The sequence below is a fragment of the Streptomyces sp. NPDC027663 genome (genome assembly GCF_055566415.1).
This window is the reverse complement of record NZ_JBVHSK010000014.1, coordinates 13773-35699: the sequence shown is the minus strand read 5'-3', so window position 1 is coordinate 35699 and position 21927 is coordinate 13773. Positions and strand designations below refer to the sequence as shown.

The 21927-nt window shown below is 72.4% G+C and carries 19 protein-coding genes; 5 read left to right on the top strand and 14 right to left on the bottom strand.

Annotated features, from left to right (window positions below):
• Positions 1–274: 274 nt before the first annotated feature.
• The 3 genes from recX to ACZ4SF_RS29675 all read right to left on the bottom strand — a co-directional run bounded on the left by recX (position 275) and on the right by ACZ4SF_RS29675 (position 3363).
• Positions 275–1204, bottom strand: a complete 930-nt coding sequence (recX, locus tag ACZ4SF_RS29685; protein WP_468390193.1) for a recombination regulator RecX — start codon at positions 1202–1204, stop codon at positions 275–277.
• Positions 1205–1207: 3 nt separating this feature from the next.
• The gene (recA, locus tag ACZ4SF_RS29680) at positions 1208–2338 is read right to left on the bottom strand and encodes a recombinase RecA (RefSeq protein ID WP_468390191.1); all 1131 of its coding nucleotides are present in this window, start codon (positions 2336–2338) and stop codon (positions 1208–1210) included.
• A 239-nt stretch (positions 2339–2577) separates the two neighbouring features.
• On the bottom strand, positions 2578–3363 hold the full coding sequence (locus ACZ4SF_RS29675) for a polysaccharide deacetylase family protein (RefSeq protein WP_468390188.1): 786 nt from the start codon (positions 3361–3363) through the stop codon (positions 2578–2580).
• A gap of 194 nt (positions 3364–3557) precedes the next feature.
• Between ACZ4SF_RS29675 and ACZ4SF_RS29670 the strand changes: the two genes are divergently transcribed.
• Positions 3558–4304 carry a hypothetical protein gene (locus ACZ4SF_RS29670; RefSeq protein ID WP_468390186.1) on the top strand — a complete coding sequence of 249 codons (747 nt, stop codon included), beginning with the start codon at positions 3558–3560 and terminating at the stop codon, positions 4302–4304.
• A gap of 171 nt (positions 4305–4475) precedes the next feature.
• On the opposite strand, the gene ACZ4SF_RS29665 is transcribed toward ACZ4SF_RS29670, so the two are convergent.
• Together ACZ4SF_RS29665 and ACZ4SF_RS29660 are read right to left on the bottom strand one after the other, a co-directional pair.
• On the bottom strand, positions 4476–5612 hold the full coding sequence (locus ACZ4SF_RS29665; RefSeq protein WP_468390543.1) for an AI-2E family transporter: 1137 nt from the start codon (positions 5610–5612) through the stop codon (positions 4476–4478).
• A gap of 249 nt (positions 5613–5861) precedes the next feature.
• Entirely contained in the window at positions 5862–6056 is a 195-nt protein-coding gene (locus tag ACZ4SF_RS29660) for a DUF3046 domain-containing protein (protein ID WP_468390183.1), read from the bottom strand.
• Positions 6057–6136: 80 nt separating this feature from the next.
• Between ACZ4SF_RS29660 and ACZ4SF_RS29655 the strand changes: the two genes are divergently transcribed.
• Positions 6137–7081 carry a hypothetical protein gene (locus tag ACZ4SF_RS29655; RefSeq protein WP_468390180.1) on the top strand — a complete coding sequence of 315 codons (945 nt, stop codon included), beginning with the start codon at positions 6137–6139 and terminating at the stop codon, positions 7079–7081.
• 33 nt (positions 7082–7114) lie between these two features.
• On the opposite strand, the gene ACZ4SF_RS29650 is transcribed toward ACZ4SF_RS29655, so the two are convergent.
• From ACZ4SF_RS29650 to ACZ4SF_RS29640, 3 genes are read right to left on the bottom strand one after another with little or no spacing between them, the layout of a single operon-like run.
• A complete protein-coding gene (locus tag ACZ4SF_RS29650) occupies positions 7115–7423 on the bottom strand; it encodes an AzlD domain-containing protein (protein WP_468390178.1) in 309 nt (102 codons plus the stop codon).
• The gene (locus ACZ4SF_RS29645; protein WP_468390175.1) at positions 7420–8265 is read right to left on the bottom strand and encodes an AzlC family ABC transporter permease; all 846 of its coding nucleotides are present in this window, start codon (positions 8263–8265) and stop codon (positions 7420–7422) included. The genes ACZ4SF_RS29650 and ACZ4SF_RS29645 overlap by 4 nt, the downstream gene beginning before the upstream one ends.
• Positions 8266–8288: 23 nt before the next feature.
• Positions 8289–9146 carry an AraC family transcriptional regulator gene (locus ACZ4SF_RS29640; RefSeq protein ID WP_468390172.1) on the bottom strand — a complete coding sequence of 286 codons (858 nt, stop codon included), beginning with the start codon at positions 9144–9146 and terminating at the stop codon, positions 8289–8291.
• A 482-nt stretch (positions 9147–9628) separates the two neighbouring features.
• Between ACZ4SF_RS29640 and ACZ4SF_RS29635 the strand changes: the two genes are divergently transcribed.
• From ACZ4SF_RS29635 to ACZ4SF_RS29625, 3 genes are all read left to right on the top strand, one after another.
• A complete protein-coding gene (locus tag ACZ4SF_RS29635) occupies positions 9629–14686 on the top strand; it encodes an ATP-dependent helicase (RefSeq protein WP_468390169.1) in 5058 nt (1685 codons plus the stop codon).
• Between the two features lie 201 nt (positions 14687–14887).
• Positions 14888–15733, top strand: coding sequence for an Fpg/Nei family DNA glycosylase (locus tag ACZ4SF_RS29630; protein WP_468390166.1), 846 nt, complete (start codon positions 14888–14890; stop codon positions 15731–15733).
• Between the two features lie 159 nt (positions 15734–15892).
• Entirely contained in the window at positions 15893–16657 is a 765-nt protein-coding gene (locus ACZ4SF_RS29625; protein WP_468390163.1) for an SDR family NAD(P)-dependent oxidoreductase, read from the top strand.
• 358 nt (positions 16658–17015) lie between these two features.
• On the opposite strand, the gene ACZ4SF_RS29620 is transcribed toward ACZ4SF_RS29625, so the two are convergent.
• The 6 genes from ACZ4SF_RS29620 to ACZ4SF_RS29595 all read right to left on the bottom strand — a co-directional run bounded on the left by ACZ4SF_RS29620 (position 17016) and on the right by ACZ4SF_RS29595 (position 21907).
• Positions 17016–17486: a Dps family protein gene (locus ACZ4SF_RS29620; protein ID WP_468390160.1), complete on the bottom strand. Its 471-nt coding sequence runs from the start codon at positions 17484–17486 to the stop codon at positions 17016–17018.
• A 223-nt stretch (positions 17487–17709) separates the two neighbouring features.
• A complete protein-coding gene (locus tag ACZ4SF_RS29615; protein ID WP_450700374.1) occupies positions 17710–18084 on the bottom strand; it encodes a helix-turn-helix domain-containing protein in 375 nt (124 codons plus the stop codon).
• A gap of 109 nt (positions 18085–18193) precedes the next feature.
• Positions 18194–18739 (bottom strand): CinA family protein, encoded by a 546-nt coding sequence (locus tag ACZ4SF_RS29610; RefSeq protein ID WP_468390156.1) that lies wholly within the window; start codon positions 18737–18739, stop codon positions 18194–18196.
• Positions 18736–19491: a CDP-diacylglycerol--glycerol-3-phosphate 3-phosphatidyltransferase gene (gene pgsA, locus ACZ4SF_RS29605; protein ID WP_468390153.1), complete on the bottom strand. Its 756-nt coding sequence runs from the start codon at positions 19489–19491 to the stop codon at positions 18736–18738. The genes ACZ4SF_RS29610 and pgsA overlap by 4 nt, the downstream gene beginning before the upstream one ends.
• Positions 19488–20960, bottom strand: a complete 1473-nt coding sequence (gene rimO, locus ACZ4SF_RS29600) for a 30S ribosomal protein S12 methylthiotransferase RimO (RefSeq protein WP_468390150.1) — start codon at positions 20958–20960, stop codon at positions 19488–19490. Before rimO ends, pgsA begins: the two co-directional genes overlap by 4 nt.
• Positions 20961–21064: 104 nt before the next feature.
• Positions 21065–21907, bottom strand: a complete 843-nt coding sequence (locus ACZ4SF_RS29595; protein WP_468390147.1) for a helix-turn-helix domain-containing protein — start codon at positions 21905–21907, stop codon at positions 21065–21067.
• Positions 21908–21927: the final 20 nt, after the last annotated feature.

Sequence of the window (21927 nt, the reverse complement as noted above, 5' to 3'; positions counted from 1 at the left end):
GGATCCCTGGGCAGACCGCGGCGCGCGTTACGGCGGCGGCGCGGGGCTACGGCGCTCGGCGTGGTGCTACGGCACTCGGCGCGCGGGGAATCCGTCAGCGGGCTCTTTGCCGGGAAGCCGTCGGGAGCAGCCGGGAGCCGGGAGCAGCCGGCCCTTCGAGCAATCCGTCAGCAGCAGCTGCTCCCGAGGAGGAACGAGCCGAGGGTCGTTCCCCGCGGAACCGTCGGAGGTCTCCGCTCCCGAAGAGTCGAAAGCCTCTGCGCCCGAGGAAGTGTCAGAAGTCCGCGTCTCCGAGGAACTCCGTGTCCTCGCCCTCTTCCTCCAGGGCCTGGCGGACGACCCGGAGAGCCATGCCCTCGGGGTAGCCCTTGCGGGCGAGCATGCCGGCCAGACGCCGGAGGCGCTTGTCGCGGTCGAGGCCCCGTGTGGCGCGCAGCTTACGGGCGACGAGTTCGCGGGCGGTCGCCTCTTCCTGCTCGGAGTCGAGTCGGCCGACGGCGTCCTCGATCAGCGCCGACTCGACACCCTTGGTGCGCAGTTCCCGGGCGAGTGCGCGGCGGGCGAGTCCCCGGCCATGGTGCCGGGACTCCACCCAGGCGTCGGCGAAGGCTGCGTCGTCGATCAGGCCGACCTCCTCGAACCGGGACAGCACCTCATCGGCGACCTCGTCGTCGATCTCCCGCTTGCGCAGGGCGTCAGCGAGTTGCTTGCGGGTGCGCGGGGTCCCGGTGAGCAGGCGCAGGCAGATCGCCCGAGCCCGCTCAACCGGGTCCCCAGAAGACTCCCCCCGCTCGTCCCTCGCCGAGGGAGGGGCGCCTTCGTCCTCACCGGGCGCGTCCCCGAAACCGCGCCGCCGCCGGCCGCGCCCCCGGCCGGCGCCCCGCGGACCGCCCCCGCGGCCGCCGTCGGCACCCCCGGAGCCACGGTCCGGTGAGCCGCCCCCGTACGGCTCACCGCCCAGGTCACCTTGGTGCGGGTCCCTGTCCCCCTCGAGCCCGCCGCTTCCGTGGGACGCCGCATGTCCGCCGTACTCGTCCCGATCGCGGTACTCGCCTGTGCCCCCGGACCCGGCATACCGGTACCCGTCGCCCCGGTGTCCGTCGTCACCGTCCGGGGCGGAGTCCGGGTAGCCCCCGGCGCCCCTCCCCCGTGGGGCACCGGGGGTGGCGTACTCGTACTCGGCCCAGTCGGTTCGTCGCGTCACGGGTCAGCTCTTGGCTGCGGCGGCCTTGGGCTTGGTGGCCTTGGCGGCTGCCGGGGCGGGTGCCGACTTGGCGGTGTCCTCGGCCGCCGCGGCGGTGGCGGCCGCGTCCGCGCCCGGCTCGGCGGCGGGCTCCTCCGGACGGACGCCCACTCCCAGCTTCTCCTTGATCTTCTTCTCGATCTCGTTGGCCAGGTCGGGGTTGTCCTTGAGGAAGTTGCGCGCGTTCTCCTTGCCCTGGCCGAGCTGGTCACCCTCGTACGTGTACCAGGCGCCGGCCTTGCGCACGAAGCCGTGCTCCACACCCATGTCGATCAGGCCACCCTCACGGCTGATTCCCTGGCCGTAGAGGATGTCGAACTCGGCCTGCTTGAAGGGCGGCGCGACCTTGTTCTTGACGACCTTGCAGCGGGTTCGGTTGCCGACCGCCTCCGTGCCGTCCTTCAGGGTCTCGATGCGGCGGATGTCGATGCGCACCGAGGCGTAGAACTTCAGCGCCCGGCCACCGGTCGTGGTCTCGGGGGAGCCGAACATCACACCGATCTTCTCGCGGAGCTGGTTGATGAAGATGGCGGTGGTCTTGGACTGGTTGAGCGCGCTGGTGATCTTCCGCAGCGCCTGGCTCATCAGACGGGCCTGCAGACCGACGTGGCTGTCGCCCATCTCGCCCTCGATCTCCGCACGCGGGACGAGCGCGGCGACGGAGTCGATGACGATGAGGTCGAGGGCACCGGAGCGGACCAGCATGTCCACGATCTCCAGGGCCTGCTCGCCGTTGTCCGGCTGGGAGAGGATCAGGTTGTCGATGTCGACGCCGAGCTTGCGCGCGTACTCGGGGTCGAGGGCGTGCTCGGCGTCCACGAAGGCGACCTGGCCGCCGGCCTTCTGGGCGTTGGCCACGGCATGCAGCGTCAGGGTCGTCTTACCGGAGGACTCCGGTCCGTAGATCTCCACGACACGGCCGCGCGGCAGGCCACCGACGCCGAGGGCGACGTCGAGGGCGGTCGACCCGGTCGGGATGACCTCGATGGGCTCCTTCGACCGCTCGCCCATGCGCATGACCGCGCCCTTGCCGAATTGCCGTTCAATCTGCGCGAGCGCGGCGTCGAGCGCCTTCTCGCGGTCGGTTCCTGCCATGGGTTCCACCCGGTTTGCTTGAGTCGATCGCTTCACGTCAAAGACGCTAACGCCTGCCACTGACAATGCGCCCCGACGCAGGTCCAGCCTGTGGATAACCGGGGGACATCTCCCTGCGAAACGGGACGAATCCCCAGCCGAAAGCCTCGCCTGAGCCTCCATAAGAATGGATGTTCGATTTTCGTGTCAAGCACACCACGCGCCCCGGGCCGGGCTTCTGCAGGGCATGGCTCACGCCCTCACGGCGCGCTCCAGTAGGCACGCCCCGGCTGGGGTCTGCCGGGGGCGAACAGCTGGGAAACGGTCACCGGGGTCAGCCCTTCCCGGCGCAGCCCGTCGATGATCCCGGGCACGGCCGGGACGGTGCCCGGGTAGACGTCGTGCAGCAGGATGATCCCGTTGCGAGCCGCGCCGGCGAGGATCCGCCGGGTGATGAGACCGGAGTCGTGGTCGCGGTAGTCCTTGGCCGTGACCGTCCACAGGATCTGCGCGAGCCCGAGCGAACGGCTGATCTCCGCCACCCGCTGGTCGGTACGCCCCTGCGGCGGACGCATCAGCGACGGGGCGCGTCCCGTGAGCCGCCTGACCTGCTGCTGCACAAGAGAGAGCTGGCGGCGGATCTCGGCGTCCGAGACGTCCGTCAGGCGCGGATGGCTCCAGCTGTGGTTGCCCACCTCGTGCCCCTCCCCCGCCTCCCTGCGCACCAGGTCCGGGAAGCGGGCGACACCGCCCTTCCCCAGGAGGAAGAAGGTGGCGTTGACGCGCTCGGCTTTCAAGATGTCCAGCAGTTGTGCCGTATAGGGGCCTGGCCCGGCATCGAAGGTGAGTGCCACGCATCGGACCTTGCGGCAGTCCACCGGATGGGGCTTGCCCCAGGCGGGACGGGACGACGGCTCTGACTTCGACGGTGCCGTCGCCGGAGCGGTCACGGCTTCCGCCTTCTGCGCGGCCTCACCCTTGTGTGCGGCCGCTCCGCAGGCGGCCAGAAGGGCACACACCGCCACGGTGACGACCGGGCTCTTCAAGCGAGGGAGCGTGATCACAAAACAGCTCTAACAGGCACTCGGAACTCCGCACGCGCCCGACACGACTCCCTCCCCTGTTCGCGACCGGCAGGCACGCAACAAGCTCCGGCTCCGCCGGCTGCTCCCGTCGGCGTACCGCAGATGTCTCCGGCCGGAGGACGACCGTGCGGGCCGCTCCCGGCGAGCCTTGGGTCATGACGAAGCCGCGCGCCGCCGTCGACCGCGTCTGCCATGCGATCGGGCTCCTCCTCGTGCTGTCCGGCCTCGTCCACCTGGTGGTGTTCGCAGTCGACGGCGGCCCCTGGAACGGTCCGGTCTCCTGGCGCAAGCCCGTCACGTTCGGGCTCTCGTTCGGGGTGACCCTGATCGCGCTCACCTGGGTCACGTCGTACCTGCGGTTCGATGCCCGGCTGCGTTCGGCCCTGCTGCTCGTCCTCGCCGCCGACTGCGTGGTGGAGGTGGGCGGCATCAGCCTCCAGGCGTGGCGCCGCGTGCCCTCCCACCTGAACATGGAGACCCCCTTCGACACAGCGGCGTCCATGACCCTCGCGGTGGGCGGTGGTGTCCTGGTCGTCCTGCTCACCGTCTTCGCCGTCGCGTCCTTCCGGCACCGGCCGACGGGCCCGGCCGGGATGCCGCTCGCGGTGCGGTCCGGTTTCGCATTGCTGCTGGTGGCCCTGGCTTCGGGTGCGGCGATGATCGCGCGCGGGGTCGTCCTGACGCGGACCGGCCACCAGGAGGCCGCCTACCATTCGACGGCTCCGCTCAAGCCACTGCACGGCATCAGCCTGCATGCCGTCCTCGCCCTGCCCCTGCTGGTCTGGTTGCTGTCCCGCACGCCGTGGAGCGAGCGGACGCGCCGGCAGATCGTGGCCACGGTGGCGGGGTGTTACACGGCAGCCGTCGTCCTGGCCGCCGTACGGGCCGCGCTGACGTATTGAAGCGCTACGGCCAACCGGGGCCTGCCGGCCTACCGGCGTGCGGCCGACGCGGCAACGGCGAGGCACATGCCTGCGCGGCGACGGCGAGGTGCGGGCTCGCGCAGCGACGGCGAGGCGCAGAACGCGCGGCAACGAGGCGATGCGCGCGGCCCAGGAACCGACCGGCCCGCTCTACGACCGCCCCTCCCGGCCGGGGCGGCCCGACCGCAGTCGGCGGGCGCGCGTGAGCATTCCGGGACCGCCCGGCCCTCTGCTGCGGTGGCCGTGGACGCGGGGGTCGTCCATGACGGCGTACCGCTTCACGTACGCCCCCAGGAACGCCTGCAGCGTGGCCACCGCCGGGATGGCGATCAGCGCACCGACGGCGCCCAGCAGGGCGGTGCCCGCGACGACCGAGCCGAAGGCGACCGCAGGGTGGATGTCGACCGACTTGGCGGTCAGCTTCGGCTGGAGCATGTAGTTCTCGAACTGCTGGTAGACCACGACGAAGACCAGCACCCACACCGCGTACCAGGGATTGACGGTGAACGCGATCAACATCGGCAGCGCCCCCGCGAGGTACGTGCCGATGGTGGGGATGAACTGCGAGACCAGGCCCACCCAGACGCCCAGCACGGGCGCGTACGGCACACCCAGGGACTGGAGCAGGATGTAGTGGGCGATGCCGGAGATGAGCGCCATGAGACCGCGCGAGTAGAGATAGCCGCCGGTCTTGTCGACGGCGATCTCCCAGGCCCGCAGCACCTCGGCCTGACGTGCGGGCGGCAGGACGGAGCACAGGGCGCGGCGCAGCCGGGGGCCGTCCGCGGCGAAGTAGAACGAGAACAAGCCGACCGTCAGCAACTGGAAGAGGCCGCCGAGCACCTGGGCGGACACGTCGAGGACGCCGGCCGCGCTGGTCTGCGCGTACTTGCGCAGCCACTCGGAGTGGAGGAGACCCTCCTGGATGTCCACCCTCCTCAGCTCCGTGTGGAAGGTCTCGTTGATCCAGTTGATGAGCGAGTCGAGGTAGCCCGGGAAACCCTCGATCATCTTGATGATCTGGCCGGCCAGCATGGACCCGAGCAAGGTGACGAACCCGGCGGCAGCGATGGTCAGGCCGAGGAAGACCAGGAAGGTCGCGAGCCCCCGCCGCATGCCGACAGCCGCCATCCGGCTCACCGCGGGCTCGATCGCGAGGGCCAGGAAGAACGCGATCAATATGTTGATCAACAGCGCGGTCAGCTGGTGGAACGCCCAGCTGCCCAGCTGGAAGGCAGCGATCAGCGCGAGCGCGAGGACCATGGCGCGTGGCAGCCAGCGCGGCATCCTTCCACCCGGAGCGACCGTGCCGGGGGCCGGAGGGCGGCCGGGCGGTGTCGCGGCAGCGGGTGCTGCCTGCCGGGCGGACGGCTCGCCGTCCTCGGCGGGGTGTGCCAGGGATTCGTCGTCAGTGGGTGCCACGGGCCAAGTCTCGCCCACGCCACCGACAACCGGCGCCCGCCTGCGATCTTCGTGACAGATCAGTGCCGTACCGTCGGCCTCAAAGCCGACAAGCAGGGTGTTTCGGTCGGCGCGTCAGCGCCTCTCGCCGGGCACGTCCATGACCGTGCAGACCACGCGCCAGACGTCCTTGGCCTCCCAGCCGGCGTCCAGAGCCTCGTTCACCGTCCGTCCGCCCAGCTCCGACATGACGTGATCGCGCGCGAAGGTTTCGGAGTACCCGGGACCGAAGTGCTCCGCCATCCGCTGCCAGAAGACCGTCAACCGCATGACTTCAGTATCCCGCCCCTGAGGGTGGGCCCTGGCCGGGAGCCCTGCTGGAGACCGCTTTCCGCCCTACGGTCTGACGCATGGCCGACACCGGAGCTTCCCCACTCCCTTCCACGCCCCCCGCGCGAACGCCGCTCTTCCGTGCCGAACAGTTCGTGTGGCTCACCGCGCGCGTGCTGGAGCAACGCCTCTTCGCGTACCTCTTCCTGCACGGCTGCCCGGAGGCGGTGGAAGCCGCGCTGGACGCCTACCGCAACGAGGACGGCGGCTACGGGCACGCCCTGGAGCCCGATCTGCGCGGACCGCTGAGCCAGCCCCTGCACATCGCGCACGCACTGCGCGTACTGGACGCCGTCGGGCGCTGCGGCGGGCAGCGGGTGGAGCGCGTGTGCCGCTACCTGACCTCCGTCTCGACCGCGGACGGCGCCCTCCCGGCGGTCCGCCCCGGCCAGCGCGGCTATCCGACGGCGCCGTTCGTCCCGGTCGTCGACGATCCCCCCAGCGAGCTGCTGGCCACCGGGCCGGTGGTCGGCCTGCTGCACCGCAACGAGGTGTGGCACGCCTGGCTGTTCAGGGCCACCGACTTCTGCTGGCAGGCCGTGGAGTCCCTGGACAAGTCCCACCCCTACGAAGTGGAGGCCGCTGTGACCTTCCTGGACTCCGCTCCCGACCGCCCGCGCGCGGAGGCCGCCGCGGACCGGCTCGGCCGCCTGGTGCGGGAGCAGCGGCTCGCGGCGCTGGACCCGGACCGGCTCGACGCGTTTCCGGTCGCTTCCGGCTACGCCCCGGGCGAGCACCACTTCCCGCACGACTTCGCCCGCACCCCGGACTCGCTCGCACGCGCGTGGTTCACGGACGACGAGATGGCCCGTTCGCTGGACCAGCTGGCCGACGAGCAGCAGCAGGACGGCGGCTGGCCCGTCCGCTGGCGCCAGTGGGCCCCGGCGCCCGCGCTGGAAGCACGCCCCCTGGTGACCATCGAGGCACTGCGCACACTGAGGGCGTACGGCCGCTTCGTCGGCTGACCCTGCCCGTGAGCCGGGCTGATCGGGTCCGCCTCACCCGCCGATGGCCCGTACGCCCGCCGTCACCACCACGGCCGCCGCGACGACCAGCAGGAACGGCGCGCGCAGCATCAGTGCCACGGCCGCCGCGCCGAGCCCCGCGGCCCGCGCGTCGAGCATGAGCGCATGCCCGTCGGCGAACGTCTGCTGGGCCGTGAGCGCGGCCAGGAGAGCGACGGGCAGCAGGGCGGCGAGCCGCCGCACATAGGGCCGTTCGACGGTCTGCGCCGGCACCAGCAGACCGGCGAGCTTGACGGCGTAGCAGCCGAGGACGGTCAGGCCGATCGCGAGCCAGGTGTTCACCGGTGCTCCTCCATGTCATGCAGTCCGTCCACCTGGTCGACCCGAGCCGGTCCTGCTGATCCATCCCGTCCACTCGGTACATCCGGTCCACTCGGTCCACCGGATCCGCCCGGTGCGTCATGCCGGGTACGACTCCTGCGCCGGCCCTCGGCGAAGAGCGCGAGCGGGGCCGCCGCTGCCGCCACCAGAACCGGCACACCGACCGGCAGAACGGGCAGCAGACCGAGGCCCAGCACCACGGCGAGGCCCGCGACCGCGCGCTCGGTGGCCGTCTTCAGCATCGGGGCGAGCAGCGCCAGGAACACGGCAGGACCCGCCGCGTCCAGGCCCCACGCGCGCGTGTCGCCGATCGCCCTGGCGCCCAGTGCGCCGAGCAGCGTGGTGAGGTTCCACAGGACGTACAGGCTGAGCCCGGTGACGGTGAAGCCGATCCGCGCGGCACGCCGGGTCGGCTGTGCCAGGGTCACCGCGGTGGTCTCGTCGATCACCCACTGCGCGGCGAACGGCCGCACCGCGCGCGGGATGGCGAGCAGCTGCGACAGACGCAGCCCGTAGAAGGCGTTGCGCACGCCCAGGAAGAAGGCGCCGGCGGCGGCCGCGAACGGGTTGCCCCCGGCGGCGAGCGCTCCGACCAGCGCGAACTGGGAGGCGCCGGTGAACACCAGGAGGCTGAGCGCGCAGGTCTGGAGCAGGCCGAGGCCGCTGCCTGCCGAGGTCACCCCGAAGGCGAATCCGGACAGGCCCACGGCGACGCCGACCCCGAGGGCGTCCCGTACGACGGCCGCGTCCGGCTTGTCCGCGGTGTCGGCGGTCCGGTCCGTGAGTGCAGTGTGCTGTGCCACGCCCCGGACGGTACGGGCGGACGTCAGTCCGGGTCTTGTACGTTCTTGCGCTCGCCCACGACCCTGCGCTCACGCTGGTAGGCGCCCGGGGGCACGCCGACGATCCGGGCGAAGTGCCGGTTGAGGTGCGGCTGGTCGGTGAAGCCGACGGCGATGGCCGCCTCGGCCGGGGCCGTGCCCGCGTCCAGCAGCAGCCGAGCGCGGCGCACACGGGCGTCGGTCAGCCAGGTGTGCGGCGGCATGCCGTACGCGTCGCGGAACGCCCGCAGCAGGGCGAACGGGCTGGTCCCGAGGTCCGCGGCGAGCCGTTCCAGGGTCGGCGGTGCGGCCATCCGCTCCTCGAGCACCGCACGCGCCCGTGCCGCGATCCGTGCCCCGGCCGCCGGGGTCCGCCGCTGCGGGAGCGGGCCGCCGTTCAGCTGCAGCAGCCTGGTCACGGCGACCCGGAGGAGGGTGTCGGCGGCCAGCGCGTTGCCCTCGTCGGCGGCACGCAGCACCTGATGGACCAGGCGGACCGTGTAGGGGTCGTCCAGGACGGGGCTCACGAAGCCCGGGGTGCCCCGGAGGGTGGTGGTCTCGGCGGCGATCGCGGCGACCACGTCGGGCGACGGATAGACGGCGCCGTACCGCCAGCCCTCGGGCACGCCCGCCCGGCCGGTGTGCGGGGTGTCCGGGTTGACCAGGGCGAGGGCTCCGGCTCCCGCGGAGACGTCGGAGCCTCGGTGGTGGAACACCTCGACACCGTCGGCTATGGCCGCGATCACGAAGTTCTCGTGCGTGTGCCGGACGAAGGTCTTGCGGATGTACCGGGCCCGCAACAGGTCGACACCCGGCAGCTCCGCGTACCGCCAGTGCCGCGCCCTCTCCCCTGAACCCGCCATACGGCCATTGTCCGTCCTGCCCGGCACCGGGACGGAGCCGCATGGCTCGCTCGGGTGCGGTGAAGCACCCGCCGCAGACCCCCCACAGCCGCCGCGGGCCCCGCTACGCCCGCCTGCCCGCCTGCCCGCCTGCCCGCCTGCCCGCCTGCCCGCCTGCCCGCCTGCCGCGAGCCTCACCAGCGACACCGCAGACTTCACCACCCACACCGCCGTGGACTTCACCCGCACCGCCCGCCCGCACCACCCGCACCTCCCCGGACCTCACCCCCACACGGGCCGTCCCGCTTCCGCCGTGCTCGCCCGCACCACCCGCACCTCCCCGGACCTCACCCCCACACGGGCCGTCCCGGATCCGCCGTGCTCGCCCGCTCCACCCCGCCCCACCACCGCGCCGCAACCGCCCCACCACCGCGCCGCAACCCACACCGACCCCATTTCCCCAGGTCAGGTCAATTGTCAGTGGCCGGGTGCAGGATGGACGCATGGTCAGCTCTGCACATCGAGCCCTGGACGGCTTCTCCCCCGCGACCCGCGGCTGGTTCACGGGGGCGTTCTCCGCGCCCACGGCGGCCCAGGCGGGCGCGTGGCAGGCCATCCGCGAGGGCTCGGACGTGCTGGTGGTCGCCCCGACCGGCTCGGGCAAGACGCTGGCCGCCTTTCTCGCCGCCCTGGACCAGCTGGCCTCCGCCCCGCCCCCGGCCGACCCGAGGAAGCGCTGCCGGGTGCTGTACGTGTCACCGCTGAAGGCCCTGGCGGTGGACGTCGAGCGCAACCTGCGCAGCCCACTGACCGGCATCCGCCAGGAGTCCGTGCGCCTGGGGCTGCCCGAGCCCGAGATCAAGGTCGGCATCCGCTCCGGTGACACCCCGGCCGCCGAGCGCCGTGCCCTGTCCACGCGCCCGCCGGACATCCTGATCACCACGCCCGAGTCGCTGTTCCTCATGCTGACGTCGGCCACGCGCGACGCTCTGACGGGCGTGGAGACGGTGATCCTGGACGAGGTGCACGCGGTCGCGGGCACCAAACGCGGCGCGCATCTCGCGCTCTCCCTGGAGCGGCTGGACGAGCTGCTGCCGAAGCCCGCCCGCCGGATCGGCCTGTCGGCGACCGTGCGCCCGGTCGACGAGGTGGCGCGGTATCTGTCGCCGCGCCGCAAGGTGGAGATCGTCCAGCCCGAGTCCGGCAAGGAGTTCGACCTCTCCGTGGTCGTTCCGGTCGAGGACATGGGCGAGCTGGGCGGCTCCCCGGCGTCGGACGCGTCCGAGGGAGGCGAGCGGCCGTCGATCTGGCCGCATGTGGAGGAGCGGATCGCGGACCTGGTCCAGTCCCACCGGTCCACGATCGTCTTCGCCAACTCGCGCCGCCTGGCGGAGCGGCTGTGCAACCGGCTCAACGAGATCGCGTACGAGCGCGCGACCGGCGAGACCCTGGACGAGCACCACGCCCCGGCCCAGCTGATGGGCGGTTCCGGCGCGGCTCAGGGAGCGCCCCCGGTGATCGCCCGCGCGCACCACGGCTCGGTCTCCAAGGAGCAGCGCGCCCTGGTGGAGGAAGACCTGAAGGCGGGCCGGCTGCCCGCCGTGGTGGCCACCTCCAGTCTGGAACTCGGCATCGACATGGGTGCGGTGGATCTCGTCGTCCAGGTCGAGTCGCCGCCCTCGGTGGCCTCCGGGCTGCAGCGCGTGGGCCGCGCGGGTCACCAGGTCGGCGCCGTCTCCACCGGTGTGGTCTTCCCGAAGTACCGGGGCGACCTCGTCCAGGCCGCTGTGGTCACCGAGCGGATGCGGTCGGGTTCGATCGAGTCGCTCAAGGTGCCCGCGAACCCGCTGGACGTGCTCGCGCAGCAGCTGGTGGCGATGACGGCGCTGGACACCTGGCAGTTCGACGACCTGCTCGCCGTGGCCCGCCGGGCGGCCCCCTTCGCCTCGCTGCCCGAGTCGGCGTTCACGGCGGTCCTGGACATGCTCGCGGGCCGCTACCCGTCGGACGCGTTCGCGGAGCTGCGCCCGCGCGTGGTGTGGGACCGCGTGGCCGGCACGGTCACCGGCCGCCCTGGTGCCCAGCGCCTCGCCGTCACCTCCGGCGGCACCATCCCGGACCGCGGTCTGTTCGGGGTCTTCCTCGCCGGTTCCGACCCCAAGAAGGGGGGCGGCCGGGTCGGCGAGCTGGACGAGGAGATGGTCTACGAGTCCCGGGTGGGCGACGTCTTCACGCTGGGCACGAGTTCCTGGCGGATCGAGGACATCACGCGCGACCGGGTGCTGGTCTCCCCCGCGCCGGGTGTGCCGGGCCGGCTGCCGTTCTGGAAGGGCGACCAGCTGGGCCGCCCTCTGGAGCTGGGCCGCGCGGTGGGCGCCTTCCTGCGCGAGGTCGGCTCGCTGTCCAAGGACGACGCCCGGCTGCGGCTGCTGGCAGCTGGCCTGGACGGGTGGGCGGCGGACAACGTGCTGGCGTACCTGGACGAGCAGCGCGAGGCCTGCGGCCACATCCCGGACGACCGCACGATCGTCGTGGAGCGGTTCCGCGACGAGCTGGGCGACTGGCGGGTCGTCGTCCACTCCCCCTTCGGCGCCCAGGTCCACGCCCCCTGGGCCCTCGCCCTCGGGGCTCGCCTGTCCGAGCGGTACGGCATGGACGCGCAGGTCATGCACGCCGACGACGGCATCGTGCTGCGCCTGCCCGACGCCGATCTGATGGGCCTGGATCTGCTCGACCAGGAGCCCATGAAGGCCGGCACCGAGTACGACAGCGAGCAGGCCCCGGTCGGCGCCGCGGACGTCGCGTTCGACAAGGGCGAGGTCGACCAGATCGTCACCGACCAGGTCGGTGGCTCGGCGCTGTTCGCCTCCCGGTTCCGCGAGTGCGCCGCACGCGCGCTGCTGCTGCCGCGCCGCAACCCCGGCAAGCGCACCCCGCTGTGGCAGCAGCGGCAGCGGGCGGCCCAGCTGCTGCAGGTGGCGAGCGAGTTCGGCTCGTTCCCGATCGTCCTGGAAGCGGTGCGCGAGTGCCTGCAGGACGTCTTCGACGTCCCCGGGCTCGCCGAGCTGATGGGCGACATCGAGTCCCGCAAGGTGCGCCTGGTCGAGATCACCACCCCGGAGCCGTCCCCGTTCGCCCGCTCGCTGCTCTTCGGGTACGTGGCCCAGTTCCTGTACGAGGGCGACTCCCCGCTGGCCGAGCGCCGCGCCGCCGCGCTCTCCCTGGACTCACGACTGCTGGCCGAGCTGCTGGGCCAGGCCGAGCTGCGCGAACTGCTCGACGCCGAGGTGCTGACCGAGCTGGAGAGCGAACTGCAGTGGCTCACCGAGGACCGCCGGGTCAAGGACGTCGAGGGCGTCGCCGACGTCCTGCGGCTGCTCGGACCGCTGACCGACGCCGAACTGGTGGCGCGGGGCGCCGACCCGCAGTGGGCACGGGAGCTGACCGGTGCCCGGCGGGCGATCAAGGTCCGTATCGCCGGCGCCGACCACTGGGCGGCCGTCGAGGACGCGGGCCGGCTGCGCGACGCGCTCGGCACGGCACTGCCGGTCGGTGTCCCCGAGGCGTTCACCGAGCCGGTCAAGGACCCGCTGGGCGACCTCCTCGCCCGGTACGCCCGCACCCACGGCCCCTTCACCTCGGCCACGGCAGCGGCCCGGTTCGGCTTGGGCGTGGCGGTCACCGAGGGCGCCCTGCACCGGCTTGCCGCGGCCGGCCGGGTCGTCCAGGGCGAGTTCCACCCGGCGGGCATCGGCCAGGAGTGGTGCGACGCGGCCGTACTGCGCCGCCTGCGCCGCCGTTCGCTGGCGGCCCTGCGGCACGAACTGGAGCCCGTGCCGCCCGCCGCCCTGGCCGAGTTCCTGCCGCAGTGGCAGCACATCGGCAAGGGCCATGGGCTGCGCGGCATCGACGGACTGGTGCGTGCCGTCGAGCAGTTGCAGGGCGCCTCCGTGCCCGCCTCGGCGCTGGAGAAGCTGGTCCTTCCCTCCCGCATGGCCACCTACACTCCCGCGATGCTGGACGAACTGACCGCCGCGGGCGAAGTGGTGTGGGCCGGCGCGGGTGCGCTGCCCGGAAAGGACGGCTGGGTCTCCCTCTATGTGGCGGACGCGGCCCCCTTGCTGCTCCCGTCACCCCACCCGCTGGAGCTGACCCCGCTCCACCAGTCCGTTCTGGACGCTCTCTCCGGCGGCTACGGCCTGTTCTTCCGGCAGATCGCCGACCAGGTCCGTGCCACCACTCACCCCGAGGCCACGGACCCGCAACTGGCCGACGCGCTCTGGGATCTGGCCTGGTCGGGCCGGCTCACCAACGACACCCTCGCCCCGATGCGCGCCCTGCTGGGGTCCGGCCGTACGGCGGGCTCGACCGCGCACCGCGCCAAGCGTGCCGTGCCGCGCGGACGCTACGGCTCGCTGACGGCCGCCGCCCGCACCGCCTCGAGGACCGGACCGCCGACGGTCGCCGGCCGCTGGTCACTGCTGCCCGCGGCCGAACCGGACGCCACCGTGCGCGCCCACGCCCTGGCCCGCACCCTCCTGGACCGGCACGGCGTGGTCACCCGGGGCGCGGTCGCCGCCGAGGGGGTCGAGGGTGGCTTCTCGGCGGTGTACCGGGTGCTGTCCGCGTTCGAGGAGAGCGGCCAGGCCCGGCGCGGTTACGTGGTCGAAGGGCTGGGCGCGGCCCAGTTCGCGATGGACGGCGCGGTGGACCGCCTGCGCGCCGTGGCCAACGCCCGCGACCGGGCCGAGGCCCTGCCCGGCCCGTCACGCCAGAACGGCTTCGGCTCCCCGGCCGGCTTCCCCTCCGCAGCCGGCCTGGCCTCACCATCCGGACCAGCCTCCTCTGCCGGCTTCGCCGGTCCGGGGCTCCCGGACCCGTTCGACGGAGCCCCCGGCGCTCCGCACGGCCACACGCCCCCCGGCGCCTTCGACGGGTCCGACGGCGGTTTCGCCCACCCGGGCCTGGACGGCGACTTCACCTGGCCGCCGGAGGACCAGCCGGCCACCGACGGCGACCACACCTCGTCCCGCGACCTCGCCGACCCCTTCGCCTCCCCCGGCTACGGCGGCCCCCGTGGCGGCAGCCCCGCTCCCTACGCCTCCGCCCCCTACGGCCCCGCCGCGCGGCGGGGCTACGGAAGCGGTCGTACCGGCACCCAGGCGCCCGACCCCCGCGCCGTGGTGCTCGCCGCGGCCGACCCTGCCAACGCCTACGGGTCCGCCCTCCCCTGGCCGGAGCCGCCGACCGGAGCCGGGCACAAGCCGGGCCGCAAGGCAGGCTCGCTGGTCGTCCTGGTGGAGGGCGAACTGACGCTCTACATGGAGCGCGGCGGCAAGACACTGCTGGCCTGGCCCGCCCGCCCGGACACCGCCGCCCCGGACGACCCCCGCCTGCGTACGGCCGCCGAGGCCCTGGCCGCAGCGGCCCGCGCGGGCTCGCTCGGCACGGTCACCGTCGAGCGGATCAACGGCGCCCAGGCCCTGACCTCACCCACAGGCGCCCTTCTGGAGGCGGCGGGGTTCGTGGCGACGCCGCGCGGCCTGCGCCTGAGAGCGTGACCCGCGGTGCAGCCCGTCCCACACTCGGTCCCGCCGGGGCCGCCTCCTGCCGCGCCGGGCAGCGCCGGTGACCAGGCATCCTCCAACGGCAGCGTCGCGGCCACGCACCCGGCAAGCAGACGGCAGCTCGCGGCCACGCACCCGCCAGGCAGCAGGCATCCGCACCCGCCCGCTCCCACCTCACCGTGGCACCCTTGACGCATGCCCGAAGGTGACACGGTGTGGCAGGCCGCGCGACGGCTGCACGAGGCCCTCGCGGGCAGGGCGCTGACCCGCAGCGACTTCCGGGTGCCGAAGTACGCGACGGTCGACCTGACCGGCAGCAGGGTGCTGAGCACGGTCCCGCGCGGCAAGCACCTGCTCACCCGGTTCGAGGGCGGCCTGACCCTGCACACCCATCTGCGCATGGAAGGCGCATGGAAGGTGTACGGCCCGGGCGAGCGCTGGCGGGGCGGGCCGGCGCACCAGATCCGTGCCATCCTCGGCACGGACGACCGCACGGCCGTCGGATACCGGCTGCAGGTCCTGGAGTTGTTGCGCACGACCGAGGAGGAGCGGGTCGTCGGGCACCTGGGCCCCGACCTGCTCGGCCCGGACTGGAACCCTGAGCGCGCCCTCGCCAACATCCTCGCGGACCCCGCCCGCCCGCTCGGCGAGGCCCTGCTCGACCAGCGCAATCTGGCCGGCATCGGCAACGTCTACAAGAGCGAACTGTGCTTCCTGCTCGGCGTGACCCCGTGGCTGCCGGTCGGCGCGCTCCCCGCGAACCGCGCCGAGAAGCTGCCCGGCCTGGCCAAGCGGCTCCTGGAGGTGAACCGCGACCGGCCGGTCCGGCAGACCACGGGCCTGCACCGGCACGACCTGTTCGTCTACGGTCGGGCCTCCCGCCCGTGCCTGCGCTGCCACACCTCCGTCCGGGTGGCCGACCAGGGCGACGGTTCCCAGGAACGTCCCACCTACTGGTGCCCCACCTGCCAGACGGGTCCCGCGCCCGCAGCCGGCACAGCCCAGCGCTGGCGCGACCGCTACCCCCGCCGCACCGGCTGACCACGCGACGCCCCGGGCCGGTCGCCGGCCGCCCAGCGCCCCGCGCAAAGACCCCCGCCGCAAGCCACACATCCCCCGCCCGCCACTCAGGAACCACCCCAAGGCGCAACCCAGTCGCAATAATTGACGGTCCGTCAGAAATACTCGTACCGTCCCTGTATGGCCCTCACCGCGTACGACCTCAGTGGACGCACCGCATTCGTCACCGGAGCGGCCGGCGGCATCGGCCGGGCCTCCGCCGTGCTGCTCGCCGAGGCGGGAGCGACGGTGCACTGTGCCGACCGGGACGCGGACGGCCTGGACGGCACGGCGGCGCTGATCAAGGACCGCGGCGGCACGGTCCATGTGCACGTCGTCGACGTCACCGACCGGGCCCGGCTCGGCGAAGCGGTCGTGTCCTGCGAGCGGCTGGACGTGATGGCGGCGATCGCCGGGATCATGCACAGCAGCCCGGTGCTGGAGACACGGGACGAGGATCTCGACCGGGTGCTGAACGTCAACTTCAAGGGCGTGCTGTACGCCTGCCAGGAGGCGGCCCGGCTGATGCTCGCCCGCACGACACGCGGCAGTATCGTCACCATGGCCTCCGGCGCGGTCGACACCGGCGGGGCCGGGCTGCTCTGCTACGGCGCGGCCAAGGCGGCCGTCGTGCAGCTGACCAAGACGCTGGCCACCGAGGTCGGACCACACGGCATCCGGGTCAACGCGATCGCGCCGGGCTGGATCCGCACCCCCATGACCGACCGCCACGACCGTGAGGCACAGGCGCACACCGAGGCCACGCTGACCCGGATGACACCACTGGGCCGGGTCGGTGAGCCGGACGACGTCGCGCATACGGTGCTGTACCTGGCCTCGGACGCGTCGGCGTTCACGACGGGTCAGATACTTCGCCCGAACGGGGGTGTGGCGATGCCCTGGTAGCGTCCGACGTCCGCCAGGCGGCCGTCCAGCGCCCCACCGGCACGGCTCCGGTCGCACGCCCCTTGGGCACACAGTGCACGGGCAGCAGACTCAGCCCCCAGCCGCCGACCACGACGGCTGCCTCCACCGCACCCGGGTCCTCCCTCGTGGCCAGCCGCAGCACTGCCCACCACCACAGGCCCCCGAGTGCGAGCGCGACCCCCCGACGCACTATCCGCCCCACCATGCCCGCCACCACCTCCAGCCGGACGCTAGACCGTCGCCTGCCCCGCACGGGAGGCGCATCACGGGCTCATCGATGCAACACCGGACCATCCGGAACCGGAGGCAGCGCTCTCACAGCCGCCCGTCGCACCCGCTACGCGTTCTCCGCCTGGAACATCCAGTGGTGTTTCTCCAGGTCCGCGGTGATCCCGATGAAGATGTCCTGGGACACCGGGTCGGGCTCCCCGGTCGACGCCACCCGCTCCCGCATCCGGGTGATCACCGCGCCCAACGCGTCCACCATCGTCCCGACCGCGTCCCCGTCCTTGATCCATCCCGGCGGGGTGGTCTCGATGCCGCTGCCGGAGGCCACCGTGGGGGCGCGCCCGTCGGGCGGTACACCGAGCGCCGAGGCCCGCTCGGCCACCGTGTCCGAGTGGGTGCGAGCCGAGGCGACCACCTCGTCGAGCTGGAGGTGGATGGAGCGGAAGCGGGGCCCGACGATGTTCCAGTGGATCTGCTTGGCGACCAGGGAGAGGTCCACCAGGTCGACGAGCGCGCCTTGCAGCGCCTCGGACACGATCTTCAGATCCGCGTCGGGCAACGGGCTCTTCACGACGTTCATCCGCTTCCTCCGGGTGCTTCGGCGCCGTCACGTCCCTCCCACGATGACCGCACCCTGCAGTACCGGCAAATGGGGCAGCGGGGGTGCAAAGGGATGGGTGCAAAGTCCCACGGACCAGGGCAACGCCGACAAGGACGAAGCCCCGGCCGGCTTTCCCAGGTCTCCCTGGGAAAGCCGGCCGGGGCTTCAGTCGTCTCGGGTCGTCAGGCCACGCACGCGAACCTCACGCGGCGACCACGTCCACCGCCTCCGCGGGCGCCTTGATGGTCACCCGTTCCGGTGGCACACCGGTCACCGACACGGAACCCAGCATCGGTCGGACCGACGCGGGTACAGGCTCGGTGGCCGCGGCGGACTGGGCCAGTTCGGCGAGCGCCAGCTCGTCGCTCACTTCTCGCATGAGTTCCGACATCCGTACGTCCAGCGCGTCGCAGATGGCGGAGAGCAGCTCGGAGGAAGCCTCCTTCTGCCCCCGCTCCACCTCGGAGAGATAGCCGAGTGAGACTCGGGCGGACGAGGAGACTTCGCGCAGAGTACGGCCCTGGCGTTGGCGCTGCCGACGCAGCACGTCACCCAGCAGGCGACGGAGCAGAATCATCGGTGGCTCCCTCCTCGGACCGCGTAGCCGCATCCTTCTCGCCCCACCGTACCGCCTCGCGCCGCGGCCGTGCGGGGAGCGATGTCGTGTTCACTCAGGGCTGCAAACATCAAAACCCCCCGTTCCGTTCCGTATCCTGTGCCCGCTCATTCCCAGTCTGTTCGCCCGCAACCTGCTCCAGGAGCAGTGCGAGTACGCTCCGTACACTCTCCATACGAATTTCCGCACGGCTGCCGTTCAACCGCAGAGCACCGACTTTTCCGCCACCGGCAGAACCGTCCGGGACGGCCAGGGGCCCGTCGACGGCCACGAACACCGTCCCGACGGGCTTGCCGTCCTGGGGGTCGGGGCCGGCGACCCCAGTGGTCGCGATGCCCCAGTCGGCGCCGAGTGCCTTGCGGACTCCGGCCGCCATCTGGGCCGCGACCTGCGGATCCACTGCTCCGCGCTGCGCCAGCAGAGTGGCGTCGACACCCAGCAGCCCGTGCTTCAGCTCGGTCGCGTAGGCGGTGACCGAGCCCCGGAACACCCGGGAGGCTCCGGGTACCCCGGTGATCTCCGCCGCTACCAGGCCACCGGTCAGCGACTCGGCGACGGCAAGGGTCTCGCCCCTCACGGTCAGTAGTCGCACCAGTTCGGTGGCCCCGGAACTCACGCTTCCTTCTCCTCCAACGCTGCCGCGCGCTCGGCGATTCCCTGCCGGCGCAGCACAATGGCTTGTCTCACGTAGTCGAGGCCCGTCGCCACCGTGAGCACGACCGCCGCTGCCATCACCCAGAACCTCAGGGTGGCCAGCCAGCCGGTCAGCGCCAGGACGTACATCCCGACGGCCACGCCCTGGGTGAGCGTCTTCAGCTTGCCGCCGCGGCTGGCGGGGATCACGCCGTAGCGAATGACCAGGAAACGCAGCAGGGTGATGCCGAGTTCCCGGCCGAGGATCACGGCCGTCACCCACCAGGGCAGGTCACCGAGGGCGGAGAGACAGATGAGCGCCGCCCCCATGATCGCTTTGTCGGCGATGGGGTCGGCGATCTTCCCGAAGTCGGTGACCAGGTTGTACGTGCGTGCCAGGTGCCCGTCGAACAGGTCGGTGATCATGGCGATGGCGAAGGCCGCCCAGGCCAGCGCGCGCCACGCCGGGTCGTAGCCGCCGTCCGCCAGCATCAGCGCCACGAAGCCGGGCACCAGGACCAGCCGGAGCATCGTCAGCAGATTGGCTACGTTCCAGACGCTCGCCTGGTTGACGGCCGCGGCCGCGATCTTGCCGCCGCGCGGGGCCCTGCCCCCGTTGTCGGGGCCGGAAGCAGAACCGGAGACCTCGGACCGGGCGCCGTCGGCAGCGGCGGGACCCCGGGCGCCCTGCGCGCCGGAGGAGCCACCCGCGGCGGATGCCGGGACTCCGGTCATCTGCCCGCCTCCTCACTACACGCGAGCGAGCCGGCCAGCGGCTCGGCCACCAGGTCGACACCTTCCGTACCGACCACCTTTGCCTCGACCATACGTCCGACGCTCAGGCCGGCGCCGCTCGTGAGCAGGACCTGGCCGTCGGTCTCCGGCGCCTGGTGCGCGGCGCGGCCGTAGACGCCCTCCTCCTCGTCCACCGACTCCACCAGGACCCGCACCGTCTCACCGACGCGCTCCTCGGCGCGCTGCGAGACGAGTTCCTCGGCGAGCCGGGAGACCCGCGCCAGCCGCTCGGCGACGACGTCCTCGTCCAGCTTGTCGTCATAGGTCGCCGCCTCGGTGCCCTCCTCGTCGGAGTAGCCGAAGACACCGATGGCGTCCAGCCGGGCACCGTTCAGGAAGCGCTCCAGCTCGGCCAGGTCCGACTCGCTCTCGCCGGGGAAGCCGACGATGAAGTTGGAGCGCACGCCGGCCTCGGGGGCCTTGGTGCGGATGGTGTCGAGCAGTTCCAGGAAGCGGTCGGTGTCGCCGAAGCGGCGCATGGCGCGCAGCACGCCGGGCGCGGAGTGCTGGAAGGACAGGTCGAAGTACGGCGCGACCTTCGGGGTCGAGGTCAGGACGTCGATCAGGCCGGGGCGCATCTCGGCCGGCTGCAGGTAGCTCACCCGCACCCGCTCCAGGCCGTCGACCTCGGCCAGCTCCGGCAGCAGGGACTCCAGCAGGCGGATGTCGCCCAGGTCCTTGCCGTAGGAGGTGTTGTTCTCGGAGACCAGCATGATCTCCTTCACGCCCTGCTCGGCCAGCCAGCGCGTCTCGTTCAGCACGTCGCTGGGGCGTCGGGAGATGAAGGAGCCGCGGAAGGACGGGATGGCGCAGAAGGAGCAGCGCCGGTCGCAGCCGGAGGCGAGCTTCACCGAGGCGACCGGGGAGCCGTCCAGGCGGCGGCGCAGGGGGGCGCGCGGGCCGGAGGCGGGCGCGACACCTTCCGGGAGGTCGGCCGGGCCGTGGCCGGGCAGGGCGACCACGGCGGCCGATTCCTGCCGCTCGGCCGGGCTGATCGGGAGCAGCTTGCGCCGGTCGCGGGGGGTGTGCGCGGCGTGGATCCCGCCGGACAGGATGGTCTGCAGACGGTCGGAGATGTCGGCGTAGTCGTCGAAGCCGAGTACGCCGTCGGCCTCGGGCAGCGCCTCGGCCAGTTCCTTGCCGTACCGCTCGGCCATGCAGCCCACCGCCACGACGGCCTGGGTTCTGCCATGGTCCTTGAGGTCGTTGGCCTCCAGCAGGGCGTCGACGGAGTCCTTCTTCGCGGCTTCCACGAAGCCACAGGTGTTGACCACGGCGACATCGGCGTCCGCGGCGTCCTCGACGAGCTGCCAGCCGTCCGCCTCCAAACGGCCTGCGAGCTCCTCGGAATCCACCTCGTTACGAGCGCAGCCGAGAGTGACGAGTGCGACGGTACGGCGTTCAGGCATGGGCTCAAGACTACTTTGTCTCACTGACAGCCCACGTCGACGGGGTTGGCCGATCTTGGCCGACTCCGTCACATCCGCCGCGCGTACCGCCGCCGCGCCGCTCGTCAGCCCGCCACGGGGTCGCCCTTCGTGTACGTGAGGCGCTGCACGGAGCCCGGCTTGAAGTCGTCCTCGATCTTCTTGCCGTTGACGTACAGCTCGATCGCGCCGGCGTCGCCCAGGATCAGGTTGATCTTGGAGTTGTCCTGGAAGGTCTTGGACTGGCCCTTCTTCAGCAGCCCGTCGAAGAGCATCCGGCCGTTGTGGTCCTTGGCCGAGATCCAGCTGCGTCCGTCGGCCGCGCTGACCTGGACGGTGACCTTGTCCTGGGGAGCTGCGGCGATGGCACTGTCGGAGGGCTCGCCGCTCGGCTCGGCGGGCTCCTCCTTCTTGGGCTTGGGCGAGGACGTCTTGCCCGCGGAAGGCTTGACCCCCTCGGCGACCTGCGACTTGGCGTCGCCGCTGTCGTCGCTTCCCTTGAAGGCGGTGAAGCCGACGAAGCCGATCACGACGACGATCGCGGCGACCATGGCCGCGGTCCAGTTCGGCCCGCGGCGCTCGGGCCGGATCCGCTCGGCCTCGAACAGAGGTGCGGCGGGGGTGGGCGCGGGACGGCCGCCGTGCTCGGCGTCGAAGCGGGCGATCAGCGGTTCGGGGTCGAGGTGGACGGCCTTGGCCAGCGTGCGGATGTGACCACGGGCGTAGACGACGCCGCCACAGGGAGCGAAGTCGTCCGCCTCGATGGCGTGCACGATGGCGATACGGACACGAGTGGCACTGCTGACCTCGTCCACGGTGAGCCCGGCCGCGATCCGTGCCTGCTGCAGCGCGCGGCCGACGGAGGGTCGGGCTTCCTGGGACTCGTCTGGGAACGGACGCTCGTCTTCAGGGGAGTTGCCGATGGACACGGGGGCGCCTTTCGAGCGTG

Coding starts and splice junctions, on each gene's coding strand:
- recA (WP_468390191.1), bottom strand. CDS start 2,338: ATGGCAGGAACCGACCGCGAGAAGGCGCTCGACGCCGCGCTCGCGCAG.
- ACZ4SF_RS29670 (WP_468390186.1), top strand. CDS start 3,558: ATGACGAAGCCGCGCGCCGCCGTCGACCGCGTCTGCCATGCGATCGGG.
- ACZ4SF_RS29665 (WP_468390543.1), bottom strand. CDS start 5,612: ATGCCGCGCTGGCTGCCACGCGCCATGGTCCTCGCGCTCGCGCTGATC.
- ACZ4SF_RS29660 (WP_468390183.1), bottom strand. CDS start 6,056: ATGCGGTTGACGGTCTTCTGGCAGCGGATGGCGGAGCACTTCGGTCCC.
- ACZ4SF_RS29655 (WP_468390180.1), top strand. CDS start 6,137: ATGGCCGACACCGGAGCTTCCCCACTCCCTTCCACGCCCCCCGCGCGA.
- ACZ4SF_RS29640 (WP_468390172.1), bottom strand. CDS start 9,146: ATGGCGGGTTCAGGGGAGAGGGCGCGGCACTGGCGGTACGCGGAGCTG.
- ACZ4SF_RS29635 (WP_468390169.1), top strand. CDS start 9,629: ATGGTCAGCTCTGCACATCGAGCCCTGGACGGCTTCTCCCCCGCGACC.
- ACZ4SF_RS29630 (WP_468390166.1), top strand. CDS start 14,888: ATGCCCGAAGGTGACACGGTGTGGCAGGCCGCGCGACGGCTGCACGAG.
- ACZ4SF_RS29625 (WP_468390163.1), top strand. CDS start 15,893: ATGGCCCTCACCGCGTACGACCTCAGTGGACGCACCGCATTCGTCACC.
- ACZ4SF_RS29620 (WP_468390160.1), bottom strand. CDS start 17,486: ATGAACGTCGTGAAGAGCCCGTTGCCCGACGCGGATCTGAAGATCGTG.
- ACZ4SF_RS29615 (WP_450700374.1), bottom strand. CDS start 18,084: ATGATTCTGCTCCGTCGCCTGCTGGGTGACGTGCTGCGTCGGCAGCGC.
- pgsA (WP_468390153.1), bottom strand. CDS start 19,491: ATGACCGGAGTCCCGGCATCCGCCGCGGGTGGCTCCTCCGGCGCGCAG.
- rimO (WP_468390150.1), bottom strand. CDS start 20,960: ATGCCTGAACGCCGTACCGTCGCACTCGTCACTCTCGGCTGCGCTCGT.